The 13,789-nt window shown below is 73.0% G+C and carries 11 protein-coding genes and 1 riboswitch; all 11 genes read right to left on the minus strand.

The window, feature by feature from the left end; all coding sequences use genetic code 11:
- Window positions 1–18: 18 nt before the first annotated feature.
- A riboswitch (FMN riboswitch) is annotated at window positions 19–149 on the minus strand.
- A 79-nt stretch (window positions 150–228) separates the two neighbouring features.
- A complete protein-coding gene (locus ACTMTI_RS15335; protein ID WP_441120977.1) occupies window positions 229–1,038 on the minus strand; it encodes an oxygenase MpaB family protein in 810 nt (269 codons plus the stop codon).
- Window positions 1,039–1,068: 30 nt separating this feature from the next.
- Entirely contained in the window at window positions 1,069–1,737 is a 669-nt protein-coding gene (rpe, locus tag ACTMTI_RS15340) for a ribulose-phosphate 3-epimerase (RefSeq protein WP_441120978.1), read from the minus strand.
- A 169-nt stretch (window positions 1,738–1,906) separates the two neighbouring features.
- Window positions 1,907–3,337 carry an RsmB/NOP family class I SAM-dependent RNA methyltransferase gene (locus ACTMTI_RS15345; protein ID WP_441120980.1) on the minus strand — a complete coding sequence of 477 codons (1,431 nt, stop codon included), beginning with the start codon at window positions 3,335–3,337 and terminating at the stop codon, window positions 1,907–1,909.
- Window positions 3,334–4,260, minus strand: a complete 927-nt coding sequence (gene fmt, locus ACTMTI_RS15350) for a methionyl-tRNA formyltransferase (RefSeq protein WP_441120981.1) — start codon at window positions 4,258–4,260, stop codon at window positions 3,334–3,336. The genes ACTMTI_RS15345 and fmt overlap by 4 nt, the downstream gene beginning before the upstream one ends.
- Before the next feature lie 4 nt (window positions 4,261–4,264).
- Window positions 4,265–4,813, minus strand: coding sequence for a peptide deformylase (def, locus tag ACTMTI_RS15355; protein WP_441120982.1), 549 nt, complete (start codon window positions 4,811–4,813; stop codon window positions 4,265–4,267).
- A gap of 252 nt (window positions 4,814–5,065) precedes the next feature.
- Window positions 5,066–6,421 (minus strand): hypothetical protein, encoded by a 1,356-nt coding sequence (locus tag ACTMTI_RS15360; RefSeq protein ID WP_441120983.1) that lies wholly within the window; start codon window positions 6,419–6,421, stop codon window positions 5,066–5,068.
- 37 nt (window positions 6,422–6,458) lie between these two features.
- Entirely contained in the window at window positions 6,459–7,928 is a 1,470-nt protein-coding gene (locus ACTMTI_RS15365; protein WP_441120984.1) for a hypothetical protein, read from the minus strand.
- A gap of 49 nt (window positions 7,929–7,977) precedes the next feature.
- Window positions 7,978–10,293: a primosomal protein N' gene (locus ACTMTI_RS15370; protein ID WP_441120985.1), complete on the minus strand. Its 2,316-nt coding sequence runs from the start codon at window positions 10,291–10,293 to the stop codon at window positions 7,978–7,980.
- Window positions 10,294–10,620: 327 nt separating this feature from the next.
- Window positions 10,621–11,808 (minus strand): methionine adenosyltransferase, encoded by a 1,188-nt coding sequence (metK, locus tag ACTMTI_RS15375; RefSeq protein WP_441120986.1) that lies wholly within the window; start codon window positions 11,806–11,808, stop codon window positions 10,621–10,623.
- Window positions 11,809–11,935: 127 nt separating this feature from the next.
- Window positions 11,936–12,259 (minus strand): hypothetical protein, encoded by a 324-nt coding sequence (locus ACTMTI_RS15380; RefSeq protein WP_441120987.1) that lies wholly within the window; start codon window positions 12,257–12,259, stop codon window positions 11,936–11,938.
- Between the two features lie 159 nt (window positions 12,260–12,418).
- Complete coding sequence (coaBC, locus tag ACTMTI_RS15385) at window positions 12,419–13,789, minus strand: bifunctional phosphopantothenoylcysteine decarboxylase/phosphopantothenate--cysteine ligase CoaBC (protein ID WP_441120989.1); 1,371 nt, start codon at window positions 13,787–13,789, stop codon at window positions 12,419–12,421.

Raw genomic sequence — 13,789 nt, forward strand, 5'->3', positions numbered from 1 at the left:
GCTGGGACACCGGACACCTCGCGCGCTACCTCCCATCCGGACTTTAACCGTCGGTCCCGGAATTTCACCGAGTCAACCGGCCGATGGCATCGGCCGGGTCGCGGACTGTCACCGCCGGTTCGGACTTTCACCGACCCCGGAGCACGCTAGCTCTCTTTCTGGTAATCAGTGTGCCATGCCCGGTGCGGCGGACGCGACCGCCCCCGCAATTCAGAACAAGCGCTCGCTTCAGGCGGCCGTCATCCGGTGCGCGCGGCGGGCCGCTGGGGCGTACCTCACCTGGGCGGGGACCAGCCCGAGCCCGGTCTGCAGGGTCCTGAGCGTCACGGTCGCCCACAGGTCGCCGATCGGCGTGGCGGGCAGCCCGTACAACCTTCTGGCCCAGCGGGGCAGCGTGGCGAAGGCGAGGCACGTCAGGGCGGGCAGCGCGGGCTTGAGAGGCGTCAGCAGGAGCGGGAGCGGGGCGTTGAACGACAGGCGCAGCGGGTGGGCGGCCTCGGGGACGAATCGCAGGCCGGGGCGTTCGGCCTCGATGTAGTCGCGCAGCTCGGCCACCGAGCCCGGGACGTCCTCCGCCTTCAACCCCACCACCTCGGCGGCCCGCCGCCACTCGGCGACGAAGGCGTCCGCCTCGGCGTCCGTCAGCCGCACCCCGGCCCGGCGGGCGACCGTCAGATAGGAGTCCACCTCGCCGACGTGCACCCAGCGCAGGGCGGCGGGCTCGTCCAGCCGGAACGTGGTGCCGGTGTCGGGGTCGTAGGCGGTGAGCGTGGCGTGGATCTTGCGCACCCGGCGTCCGGCCCGCTCGACCTCGGCGCGGGTGCCGTACGTGCGCACACGGACGAACTCGGTGGTACGCACGAACCGCGACCAGGCCTCATGCGGATCCATGAGCGCGGAGTTCTGCAGCACGCCGCGCATCGCGCGCGGGTGCAGCCCTTGCATCAGCAGCGCCCGGATGCCGCCGACCAGCAGGATGGGCTCGCCCATCACGCGCCACGTCACCGAGCGCGGACCGAAGATCCCATGGTCCCCCATAAGTGATTGGTTACCCAAATGGGGGCGTAATCATGTCACGCGGCTGGCGCGGGCTCCGGCGGCGCGCAGCTCATCGATGGCGGCGACGGGGTCGGAGGCGCCGTAGACGGCACTGCCCGCCACGAACACATCGGCGCCCGCCTCGGCGCAGCGCCCGATGGTCTCGGCGTCCACTCCCCCGTCCACCTGCACCCAGATCCGGCCGCCGTGCCGCTCGGCGAGCGCCCGCGCCCGGCGGATCTTCGGCAGCACCATGTCGAGGAACTTCTGCCCGCCGAACCCCGGCTCGACGGTCATCAGCAGCAGCATGTCCAGCTCGCCGAGCAGGTCCTCGTAGGGCTCGACGGGCGTGGCCGGGTTGAGCGCGAGCCCCGCCCTGGCGCCGAGCGCGCGGATCTCGCGAAGCGTCCGGACAGGGGCCTTGGCCGCCTCCGCGTGGATGGTGACGCTGCCCGCGCCGGCCTCCGCGTACTGCGGCGCCCAGCGGTCGGGGTCTTCGATCATGAGGTGGCAGTCGAGCGGCGTCGAGGTCGCCTTGCGCAGCGCCTCGACCACCGGCAGCCCGAGGGTGAGGTTGGGCACGAAGTGGTAGTCCATGACGTCGACGTGCAGCCAGTCGGCGTTCGGAACGGCGGCGGCCTCGTCGGCGAGCCTGGCGAAGTCGGCGGCGAGGATGCTGGGCGAGATCTGTACGGCCATGATTTGCCAAGTCTATTGACTTCGGCGAGGGTCTCGCTCCACACCAGGCGCACACGGCCGAACATGCGGCTGAATACCGCCGCCTGTTCGGAGTGGGTCCGGGTATGCCCGGCACGTGTACGCCGTCCTCAGCGTGCCCGCTCCGGACCGCGTGAGCCCGGCGTCGTCGTCAGGGACGCTTGCGGAGGAGGACGAGGAACATGGCGTCCGTGCCGTGCCGATGCGGCCAGAACTGGGCGTGCGGCCCGGCGCCGAGCCCGTCCACCTCGGGCAGGTAGTCCCGCGCGTCGAGCTGGTCGGCATCGCCTCTGCGCGCGATGACGTCCCCGACCACCACCCGGGTCTCGGCCAGGTGCGGCGAGCAGGTGACGTACGCCACGACGCCACCGGGCCGCACGGCCTCCAGCGCCGTGTCGAGCAGCCGCCGCTGCAGCCTGCCCAGCTCGGCGATGCTGGCGGGATCGCGCCGCCACCGCGCCTCCGGCCGCCGCCGCAGCGCCCCGAGCCCGGTGCAGGGCGCGTCGAGCATGACCCGGTCGAACACGCCCGGCCGCCACGCGGGCTCCGTGCCGTCCGCGGTGACCACGGTCGCGTCGCGGGTGGTCTGCCAGACCAGCCGCGCCCGGTGGTATTGCACGTCGGCGGCCACCAGCCGGGCCCCGCCGGGGAACCCCGAGCCGCTCACGTCCCCGTGCGTGGCGATGGCGTCGAGCAGACCCGCCTTGCCGCCCGGCCCCGCGCACATGTCGAGCCACAGCTCCTCGCCGTCCCGCTCGACGGGTACGCGGGTCAGGGCGAGCGCCACGAGCTGGCTGGCCTCGTCCTGCACGGCGGCGCGCGTCTCGGCCACGGCCTCGATCTGCCCGGGATCACCTTCGGGCAGGTAGGCTGCATACGGCGAATAGCGGCCCGGGAGGGCCCCCGCGGCTTCGAGCTCCTTGACCGAGCTGCGTCCTGGCCGCGCGACCAGCGTCACCTGGGGGCGGGCGTTGTCGGCGGCGAGCAGGTCGGTCAGCTCGGCGTCCCCGCCCAGCGCGTCGCGGAAGGCGGAGACGATCCACCGGGGATGACCGTGGGCGACGGCGAGGTGGCCGACGGGGTCGTCGGCCGCGTCGGGCGCGACGATGGGCACCCACTCTTCGAGCGTCCTGGACGCGATCTTGCGCAGCACGGCGTTGGCGAACTTGGCCGCGCCGGGACCGACGCGCAGGCGTACCAGGTCGACGGTCGTGCCGACGGCCGCGTGCGGCGGGACGCGCATGCGCAGCAGCTGGTGGGCGCCGAGCCGCAGGGCATCGCGCACGTCGGGGTCGGGCGCGCGGTCGCTGCACATCTCGATGATCGCGTCGTACGTGCCGAGACCGCGCAGCGTGCCGTAGGCGAGCTCGGTGGCCAGCGCCGCGTCGCGCCCCTTGATGCCGCGGTCGCGCAGGAGGCGCGGAAGGAGCAGGTTGGCGTACGCGTCGCGCTCGTCGACGGCCCGTATGACGTCGAAGGCGGCGTTGCGGGCCGGGTCGCGCGTGGGTCTGCGCGGACGGCTCCCGCCGCCCCCCTGGCCCCTCCGGCCGGGCGTGCCCCCGGACTGCTCCGGCCGGGTCACGCGAAGATCTCTTTGCTCTCCGGGCGGACTCCACGAGCCCACTCCACGGCACCCATCAGCCGCTTGCCCTGCGGCTGCACCTCACCCAGCTCCACAGCGTGGGTGGCGGTCCCGACCAGCACCGCCGTCTTCGTGGCGGCGATCTCGCCCGGCGCCAGCCGCTCGCCGGGCACCAGGCGCGCCGGTCCGAGCTTGATGCGGTGCCCGCGGAACTCGGTCCAGGCACCGGGGTTGGGCGTGCAGGCCCGGATCAGCCGGTCGACGTGCATGGCGGGCTTGGCCCAGTCGACCCGGGCGTCGGTAACGTTGATCTTGGGGGCGATGGTGACCCCGTCGGCCGGTTGCGGCCGCGCCTCCAGGGCGCCGTCCTCGACGCCGTCCAACGTGGCGGCGAGCAGCCCGGCCCCCGAGACCGACAGCCGCTCCAGCAGCCCCCCGCTGGTGTCGGTGGTGCGGATCGGCTCGGTGACCACGCCGTAGACGGGTCCTGCGTCCAGCTCCTTGACGATCTGGAACGTGGTCGCGCCGGTGATCTCGTCGCCGTGGAGGATGGAGTGCTGGACGGGCGCCGCGCCGCGCCAGGCGGGCAGGATCGAGAAGTGCAGGTTGATCCACCCGTGCCGGGGCACGTCGAGCGCGGACTGCGGCAGCAGCGCGCCGTAGGCGACCACTGGGCAGCAGTCGGGCTCCAGGGCGCGCAGCTGGTCGAGGAAGGCCGGGTCGCCGGCCTTCTGCGGGCGCAGCACCTCGATGCCCGCCTCCTCGGCGAGCTCGGCCACCGGCGAGGGGTGAACCTTGCGTCCCCGGCCCGACTGGGCGTCCGGGCGGGTGACGACGGCCACCACGTCGTGCCGCGGCGAGTCGATCAGGGTGCGCAGTGACGGCAGCGCCGTCTCGGGTGTGCCCGCGAAGACCAGACGCATGCTCTCAGAGCGCCTTTCCGCCGGTCACGTGCGGCGAGTATTTGACCACAGGGGCCGCCAGGCCGCTCCATTCGGCCTCGCGGACCGCCTTCATCGCCAGCTTGCGCTGCTTGGGGTCCATGCGGTCGATGAACAGGATGCCGTCGAGGTGGTCGGTCTCGTGCTGGAAGCAGCGGGCCATCAGGTCGGTGCCCTCCAGCGTGACGGGCTCGCCGTGCATGTCGAAGCCCTTGGCGACGGCGCGGATGGCGCGCGGCGTCGGGAACGACAGGCCGGGGAAGGACAGGCAGCCCTCCTCGCCCTCCTCGTCGAGCTCGGAGGAGAGGTCCAGGTCGGGGTTGATCAGGTGGCCGAGCTGGTCGTCCACGTAGTAGGTGAACACCCGCAGGCCGACGCCGATCTGGGGGGCCGCCAGGCCCGCGCCGGGCGCGTCCATCATCGTGTCGGTGAGGTCTTTGACCAGCTTGCGGAGCTCCTTGTCGAAGTCGACGACCGGGGCCGCCGGGGTGCGCAGCACCGGATCTCCGAACAGCCGGATCGACTGGATCGCCAAGGGGCTCACTCCGTTTCTCGAGGGTGGATCAGCCCAGTTTAGTGCAGCTGTGGAGCCAGACCTCGCTACCCGCGGCGAGCCACCGGCCGCACCCCGCCCGGCCCCGGCCCGCTGTCTGCCGCGGACCGCCCGACACGGCGCACTCGGCCCCGCTGGCTGCGGCGAGCCACCGGGCGTGGCCCGCGGCCCGACGCGTCGCACTCGGCCCCGTTGTCTCCCGCAAAACCGCCCGACACGGCGCACTCGGCCCCGCTAACTGCGGCGGGCCACCGGGCGTGGCCCGCCGTGCTCCAGCGAGCGGGCCTTCATCGCGGCCTTGCGCGCCGCCTTGGCCACCGCCTGGTCGTCGTGGGCGGAGGCGAGCATGTCGAGCACGGCGATCGTGTCGGGGTGGCCGACCGCGGGCATCTCACCGACCAGCTTGATGAGGTCCTCTCCGGGATCGGGCGGGTCGAGCCGGCCCGCGGCGGGACCGGACAGGTGCATGAGGGCGGCCAGGGAGTCGACCGCGATCCACGTGTGGTCCTCGGGGCTGAGCGGCGGCGCGTCCAGGTCGCGGATGTGCAGCCAGGAGGCGGCGTAGCGGCGCATCAGCGGGTGGTCGAGGGCCTGTCTGACGGGCACCTCGGCCTCCGGGCCCAGCTCTTCGAGTATGGCGCCGACCGCGCCGCGCTGCCCGGCCGTGCCGGAGGCGGCTATCTCGATCAGGTCGCGGGCGGCCGAGTCCGGCGAGCGGCGCTCCAGCCAGCCGGCGACGGCGCTCTGCGTGGCCGTGCCCCGGACGAGCGCCTCGACCAGCTCGGCCGCGGACAGGTCGGCGAAGACCTCCACTTCGGCCGCCGTCGGCGCGTCGTGCCCCTCGCGCAGCAGGTCGCGGCGGATGGCCCAGACGCCGAGCGGGGTGAGCGCGGTGCGGCCGGCGGCGGTCTGCTCGACCAGGCCGCAGTAGGCCAGCAGCGACAGCGCCTCCAGCAGCTCGGCGGGAAGCGCGGCGGCGATCTTGCGCATCTCGGCGGGGCCGGGCGCGCAGGCGACCTCGTGGGACTGGAGGATGCCGCGGGCGAGGTTGGCGGTGGCGACGCCGGAGCGTACGGAGTAGACCGTGGCGAGCATCTCGGCCAGGTGGCCGTCGACGACGGCGGAGCCGGTCAGGCCGGCGTCGGCGCGATCGAGCACGTCCATGACCACGCCGTCCCAGAACTCCAGCGTGGCCTCGACCGTGAGCTGCATCGACAGCGGGCCTCTGGAGGCGCGGCCACCGATGATCTTCAGCAGGCCGGTGTTGACGGCGACGATCCACACGAGGCGGAGCCGGGAGGCGGGCACGCCGAGCTCTTCGGCGGCGGCCGCCGCGTCGGCCTCGCTCAGGTGCCCCTCGCGGCTCACCTGGCGGGTGCCGGTCCAGGCGGTGAGCCTGATGGCGTCGGCGACGAGCGGCACCGCGGGCACCGCCCTGGCCAGTTCGGCGTCGGATGCCAGCAGGACGGGCGGGAACGTGAGCGCCTCGTGCTCCTCCACGGGAGTCTCCTCGGCCTGCCGTGGCGGCACGGCAGCCTGCTCATCGATCAGCTTACGCAGCTCGGCGAGGTCGAAGACGTTGTTGGCCACCCACGAAACTTACTGCACAGCAGTCACATCGGCGTACTCAACGGATGGCCCGGGAGCGGGCCTTGAACGCGGCCTTGCGGGCCGCCTTGGCCACCGTGCCGTCCTGAATGGAGCGTCCGAGCAACTCCAGAACGTCGACGACGTCAGGGTGGTCGACTCGCCACATCTCTTCGATCATGTGGGCGGGCGGGCCGGAGGCGGCCATGTTCTCGGCGAACACCTCCGGGTCCTCCTCGGCCGCGGGCAGCGCCAGCGCCAGCATGTCGACGCTGACCCACAGCAGCTCCTCTTGGGTGAGCGCGGGCGCGGGCAGCCGTCTTGCGGCCAGCCAGTGGATGGCGTGCGGCCGCAGCTCCTGATCGTCCAGGTAGTCGCGCACCTGCGGCTCGGCCTCGGCGCCGAGCCGGTCCACGATGGTGATCGCGATGCCGCGGGCCACGGCGGGCGCGCCGGAGGCGGCGGCCAGCAGTTCGGCGGCGGCCTCACCGGGCGTCCTGCCGGTCAGCCAGCGGTCGATGTCGTCCTCGGCGAGCTCGGTCGGCACGCCGTCGAGCAGCCCTTCGATGAGGCCGCGCGCGTCGGCCTCGGCCAGGTCGGGGGCCTCCGGGGCGTCGAGTCCCAGCGACAGGTAGTGCTCGCGCAGCGCCCACACGGCCGGCGGCGTCAGCTCCGCGTGGTCCCCGGCGACGTGGAGCAGTCCGCACCAGGCCAGCCGGTCGAGCACCGCGGCCAGGTCGATCCCGGCGGCGCCGCCGATCTCGTCGAGGTAGTCGCCGATCACGCTGACGGGCACCCGCACCTGCAGCCGGTAGAGCATGTCGAACAGGTCGTAGAGACCTTCGTCGAGCTCGCTGGAGCCGGTGATCGCGCCGCCGGTGTCGTGCTCGATGATGCGGGCGACGGTCTGCGCCCATTCGGTCAGCGGCTCGTCCACGCCCGGTAGCGGCTGCTCACGCAGCATTGGCACGGTCCGCAGCGCGGCGAGGAGGTCTTCGGGCGGGGCCAGCCGGGCGGCGGGCAGGGGCGTGCAACCGGGGCAGTCGCAGGGCGCCTCCCCCAGGTCGGGAAGCTCGCCCGACGGGATGGCGATCGACTGCTCGAGCGACTCGGGGCCGATCGAGCTGAACAGGCTCTTGGCCATGCCGAAGTTCGCCGGGTCGGCGAGCGCCTCGGGCATGCGCGGCGCGATGTCGTCGAGCCTTTCGCGCATCCGAGCCGCTCTCGGCTCGGGCACCGCGCCTGACTCGCTGAGGTAGTCGACCAAGGTGCGGGCAGCCTCGACGGTTTCCGGCGCGCTTTCGGGCGGCGCGATGACCTTGCGCGGGTAGATGGACAGCAGCAGCTCGTCGAAGGTTTCCGGAGTGAAATCGGCGAGTTCGTTGACGTTGAGATAGTCGCTGGCGTAGTCGCAGAGCAGGCGGACCTCGTCCGCGTCAACCTCGACTTCCCGCGCGCGCCCCCAAGCACGCAGGTCGTCGATGGCTTGGTTCACCCATTCGATCGACACAGGGGCACGCTAACGGCTGGCCTCCAGATGAGCGAATCGGGGAAAGGGTCTAAATCAGGTCGAGGGGGTCGACACTCACCCTCACGACATCTGGCGCCTTACGCGCCGCCCGCACCCCGCTGGCCCCCTTGAGCGCGGCGGCCAGCGCCGCGCCGCCGCTCCTGCGTACCCGGATCATGGCGCGTTCCTGGCCGGTCTCCTCCACGGGCACGGGGCCGAGCACCTGAGCGTCGGGCGGCAGGCGTACTTCGTCGAGCATCTGCCTGACCGCGCTCGCCGCGCCGGTCAGGGTCGCCATCCGCACCACCGGGGGGAAGCCCAGCTCGGCGCGGTCGGCGAGCTCGCGCTCGGCGTGAGTGACGGGATCCCATCGCAGCAGGGCCTGTACGGCGGGCAGGGCGGCGTCGGCGAGCACCACCAGCTCGGCGCCGGGGCGGAGCAGGGCGGCGGCGTTCATCCAGCGGCGCACGGCCTCCTCGGCGGCCCGCAGGTCGGCCCGGCCGAGCAACGCCCACCCGTCCAGCAGCACGGCCGCCGCGTAGCCGCCTTCGGCCACGGGTTCCGCGCCCGGCGTGGCGACGACCAGGGCACGGGTGGCGCGCACGGTCGCCAGCACGCCGTCACGGCCGGACGTGCGCACCGGGACGGAGGGAAAGGCGCGGCCGAGCTCTTCGGCCGTGCGCCGGGCGCCGGTGACCACGGCGCGCAGTCTCGGGCTGCCGCAGGAGGGGCATCGCCAGTCGGCGTCCACCCGGCCGCACCAGCGGCAGTAGGGGGCGGCGTGGCCGGCCCTGAGCGCGAGCGGCCCATGGCAGTGCGACGCGGGCCCGCCTGCCCCGCCGAGACCACCGGCCCCGCTGAGACCGCCCGCCTCTGTCACGCCGGTGGGTCCGCCCAGCGCCCCCGCGCCGCCGGGCCCACCCAGCGGCCCTCCCGGAGCACCCTGCGCGGCCGGCCTGTCCGGAGGAACGGCTGCGCCTGCCGGACCACCGCTCAATGAACCGGTCGGAGGACTCAGCGGAATGGTCAGCCGGGAGCCCGTGGCGACGCTCCCCGCCTGCGGGACGGCAGAGGCCAGGAGGACCGCGGCAGTCCGGGTGGGAGGCAGGACGCAGCGGGCGGGAGTGCGGCAGTGGCGGCAGGCCAGGGCGGGGAGGTAGCCGCGCCTGGGGACCTGCACCAGCACGGGGCCGCTCTCCAGCCCGTGGCGCAGGGCTCGCCAGGCGAGGCTGGGCAGCCTTGCCTGGCGGGCGGCCTGGTCCTTGGCGAGCTCGGCGTCCTCGCCGGCGGGGCGCACCCGGGGGGCGAGGCTTCTGATCACCGTGCGGGTGGCCACGATGGGCCTGGCCCAGCGGCCGGCGATGAGCTGGGTGGCCTCGGCGGTGCGCGCGTAGCCGCCGATCAGCATGGCCGCGCCGGTCCTGAGGGCTCTGAGGCCGAGGACCTCACGGGCGTGGGGGTAGGGAGCCAGGCGTTCCGCGTGCAGATCGTCGCCGTCGTCCCAGATCGCCACCAGGCCGAGATCGGCTACGGGGGCGAACATGGCGGCCCTGGTGCCGACGACGGCGCGCACCTGGCCTCTCAGCACCTTCAGCCACCGTCTGTAGCGCTCGGCGGGACCCAGGTCCGCGGTGAGAGCCACGTGCCTGCCGGGGCCGATCGCCCGTGCGAACTCGGCGTCGGCGAGCGCCACGTCCTTGCCGTCGGGGACCACGACGACCGCTCCCCTGCCGCCGTCCAGGGTCGCCCGCACCGCCTCGGCCATGGCGGCGGCCCACCCCCTGGCGCCCGGCAACGCCGACCACACGGCTCTGGGCGCCCGGCCGCTGCGTAGCGCGTCCAGGAAGGAGGGGCCGGTGGGGTAGGCGTCCCAGGCGCTCCCGCTCGGTTCGGGCGGCTGGGCGGCGTCCGGCTCGTCCTCTTTGGGGATCTCCGACTCGGTCTTGGCGTGGCGCGGCGGGACGGCGAGGCGGAGCACGTCGGCGAGGGTGCCCGCGTACCGGTCGGCGACCGCTCTGGCCAGCCCGGCGATCTCGGGCGTCAGCACCCGCTCGGGGGAGACCACGCGTTCGAGGGGCGTCAATTTGCCGACGTGATCGCTCTCGTCGGCCCGTTCCAGGATGAACCCGTCGACCAGCTTGCCCGCGAACCGCACCCGGACGCGGACTCCGGGTTCGGCGGTCTCATGCAGGGAGGCGGGCACCAGGTAGTCGAAGGGGCGGTCGAGGTGCGGCAGCGGGCTGTCCACCGCTACCCTCGCCACCGGCCGCTCAGGAGCGGGGACGGGCGCCCCCGTGGTGTCCTTGGACGACGCGGGGGGCCGCACGGCGTCGAGCGGCAGAAGGGCGTCGTCGGAGTCGGTCACGCATTACGTCTACCAGACCTCATCACCGGCGACGCCCGCCTCGGAGCAGCCGGAGCCGCCTCACAGGGCGGCGCCGAAGCCTCTCACGAGGGGCGCTGAGCCAGAACCGCAATCGGGCGCGCGACAGCCCCGAGCGCCCGGTCGCACCGGCGCCAGCCCCGCCCGGTCGCACCGTCGTCCGGAGTCCGCCGGCGAGCGGCCTCTCCAGCCGCCGACGTCGACATCGCGGTCAGCGATCGCGCCCCGGACCCGGCCGGACCCGAGCGATCCCCGGGCGCACTCAGAGGCGCCGCGTCCTGGCGCGGCGCCTCTGAGCCCGAGGTCATGTCACAGACCGGCGGCGGTCCTCAGGGCCTCGGCGCGGTCGGTGGACTCCCAGGAGAAGCCCTCACGGCCGAAGTGCCCGTAGGCGGCGGTCTCGGAGTAGATCGGGCGCAGCAGGTCCAGGTCGCGGATGATGGCGGCCGGCCGCAGGTCGAACACCTGCAGGACGGCGCCCTGGATCTGCTCCACCGGCAGCTTCTCGGTGCCGAAGCACTCCACGAACAGGCCCACCGGCTGGGCCTTGCCGATCGCGTACGCCACCTGCACCTCGCACCGGTCGGCCAGCCCCGCCGCCACGACGTTCTTGGCGACCCAGCGCATGGCGTAGGCGGCCGAGCGGTCCACCTTGGACGGGTCCTTGCCGGAGAAGGCGCCGCCGCCGTGGCGGGCCATGCCGCCGTAGGTGTCGATGATGATCTTTCGCCCGGTCAGGCCGGCGTCGCCCATCGGGCCGCCGATCTCGAAGCGGCCGGTCGGGTTGACCAGCAGGCGGTAGCCCTCGGTGTCGAGGTCGAGGTCCGCGAGCACGGGGTCGACCACGTGCTCCTTGATGTCGGGCGTCAGCATCTCCTTGAGGTCGATCTCGGCAGCGTGCTGCGTGGAGACGACCACGGTGTCGAGGCGGACCGGAGTGTCGCCGTCGTATTCGATGGTGACCTGGGTCTTGCCGTCGGGACGCAGGTAGGGCACGGTGCCGTTCTTGCGCACCTGCGACAGCCGCTGGGCCAGGCGGTGGGCCAGCGTGATCGGCAGCGGCATCAGCTCGGGGGTCTCGCGGCAGGCGAAGCCGAACATGAGGCCCTGGTCGCCCGCGCCCTGCCGGTCCAGTTCGTCGCCGTCGCCGCCCACCCGGTGCTCGTAGGCGTCGTCGACGCCCTGGGCGATGTCGGGCGACTGGGCGCCGATGGACACCGACACGCCGCACGAGGCGCCGTCGAAGCCCTTGTGGGAGGCGTCGTAGCCGATCTCCAGGATCTTCTCCCGGATGACGCCGGGGATGTCGACATAGGTCTCGGTCGTCACCTCGCCCGCGACGTGGACCTGGCCGGTAGTGATCATCGTCTCGACGGCGACCCGGCTCTTGGGGTCGTCCTTGAGCATGGCGTCGAGAATCGCGTCACTGATCTGGTCGGCGATCTTGTCCGGGTGGCCTTCGGTGACCGACTCGGAGGTGAACAGGCGACGTGACAACTCAGTGGCTCCTCATGCAGCGGCTGCTGACGGATGAAAGGCCCCGGACGCATGGACATGCCAGGGCCTCGCCGAAGTCTAGCCCTACCCGGTGCCGGGTCGCGAAACTGTACACGGTCTGCTCCGATCATAGTTCCGGCAAGGGATCGGCAGGCAAGATCTCCGGGGCGAAGATCTCCGCGTCGGCGGCGGCGACCACCGCCGCGTACTCCTCATCGAACTCGAACGCCATGGAGCCCAGCTCGATGACGAATCCAGGCAGGATCGGGCCGAGTCTGGTGTGGCGCGAGAACTCCGCGACCACCGACACCGGCCGATCGCTCCTGAGCGTCCTCGTGGCCAGCACCGTAACGGACACGCCGGTGACCACGATCAGGAAATTCCCCGCCTCCTCCGGCCCAGCGGATAGCGCGGGGAAGACATAGTGGATCGCCCCTCGATCACCAAGCAACGTTCTACAACGATCTCTGACAACAGAACCGACCGGCATTCTGTCCCCCTTTGCCCCAAGTATCCGCAGGCATGGAGGGATGTCGCAACAGCTGATCGGGTAATCGGTCTTGTAGCATTTGGCGCGTTCCGCCGGGCCGTCGCGGCCCGGGCGCACCCGTCAGGACAGGCGGGCGGCGACCAGGTCCCAGACCGCGTCGGCGACGTCTTCCTTGGGCCCGCGCGGCACCTCGACCGGGTCTCCGCCCGCGACCAGCACGGTGGCCGCGTTGTCGGGGGTGCCGAAGGCCAGCCCCTCCCCGACCTGGTTGACGACCAGCAGGTCACAGCCTTTGCGGGCGAGCTTGGCCTGCCCGTTGGCGAGCACGTCGTGCGTCTCGGCCGCGAACCCGACGATCACCAGAGGGTACGCCCCGCGCCCCCGGCCACGAAGACCTTGACCGCCACCGGACGCCGCCCCCGCGCCATCCACGACAATCTCGGCGTCCGGCGCCCGTCCAGCATCACCAGAGGCCGATGCGGCCATCCCGGCACCCGCCGCGAGACCTCCACGGACACCACCGTCCGATGGCCCGCCCGGCGCGGCGGCACGGGCCCGGCCGCGGCGCTCTCCAAGCTCGGCGAGGATGTCGGGATTCTTGGTGAGATGGATGGGCTCCGGCTCGCCATCGGTCTTCTTGATCTTTGATTCGTGCCTGTTCGCGGGCCGGAAGTCGGCCACGGCGGCGGCCATCACGACCACATCGGCGTCACCGGAGGCGGCCAGCACGGCCTCGCGCAACTCCGCCGCGGACTCCACCCGCACCACCGCGGCCCCCGCGGGGTCCGGCAGCGCCACGTTCGCGGCCACAAGGGTCACCTCGGCGCCTCTGGCGACCGCCGTGCGGGCCAGCGCGTAGCCCTGCAGGCCCGACGAGCGGTTGCCGATGTAGCGGACCGGGTCGATCGCCTCGCGGGTGCCGCCGGCGGAGACGACCACCTTGCGCCCGGCCAGGTCACGCGGCCGGCCGCGCAGCACGCGCAGGCAGACCTGGAAGATCTCGGTGGGATCCGGCAGCCGCCCGGGGCCGGTGTCGGCGCCGGTGAGGCGCCCCACGGCCGGGTCGATCACGACGGCCCCCCGCTCGCGCAGCGTCGCGACGTTGGCGCGGGTGGCGGGGTGCTGCCACATCTCGGTGTGCATCGCGGGCGCGAACACGACCGGGCACGTGGCCGTCAGCAACGTGTTGGTGAGCAGGTCGCCGGCCAGCCCGTGCGCGGCCTTGGCCAGCACGTCGGCGGTCGCGGGCGCCACCACGACGAGATCGGCCCGCTTGCCGATCCGCACGTGGGGCACCTCGTGAACGTCGTCCCACACCTCGGCCGACACAGGGTTGCCCGACAGGGCGGCCCAGGTGGGCTCGCCCACGAACTTGAGGGCCTCGCGGGTCGGGACGACCCGCACCTCGTGCCCCGACTCGGTGAACAGGCGCAGCAGCTCACATGCCTTGTATGCGGCGATGCCGCCGCTGACGCCCAGCACGACCTTCAT

The organism is Nonomuraea sp. H19, assembly GCF_052068215.1.
In the GTDB taxonomy this organism is placed as follows: Bacteria; Actinomycetota; Actinomycetes; order Streptosporangiales; family Streptosporangiaceae; genus Nonomuraea.

Coding starts and splice junctions, on each gene's coding strand:
- fmt (WP_441120981.1), bottom strand. CDS start 4,260: ATGCGTCTGGTCTTCGCGGGCACACCCGAGACGGCGCTGCCGTCACTG.
- coaBC (WP_441120989.1), bottom strand. CDS start 13,789: ATGAAGGTCGTGCTGGGCGTCAGCGGCGGCATCGCCGCATACAAGGCA.
- ACTMTI_RS15335 (WP_441120977.1), bottom strand. CDS start 1,038: ATGGGGGACCATGGGATCTTCGGTCCGCGCTCGGTGACGTGGCGCGTG.
- rpe (WP_441120978.1), bottom strand. CDS start 1,737: ATGGCCGTACAGATCTCGCCCAGCATCCTCGCCGCCGACTTCGCCAGG.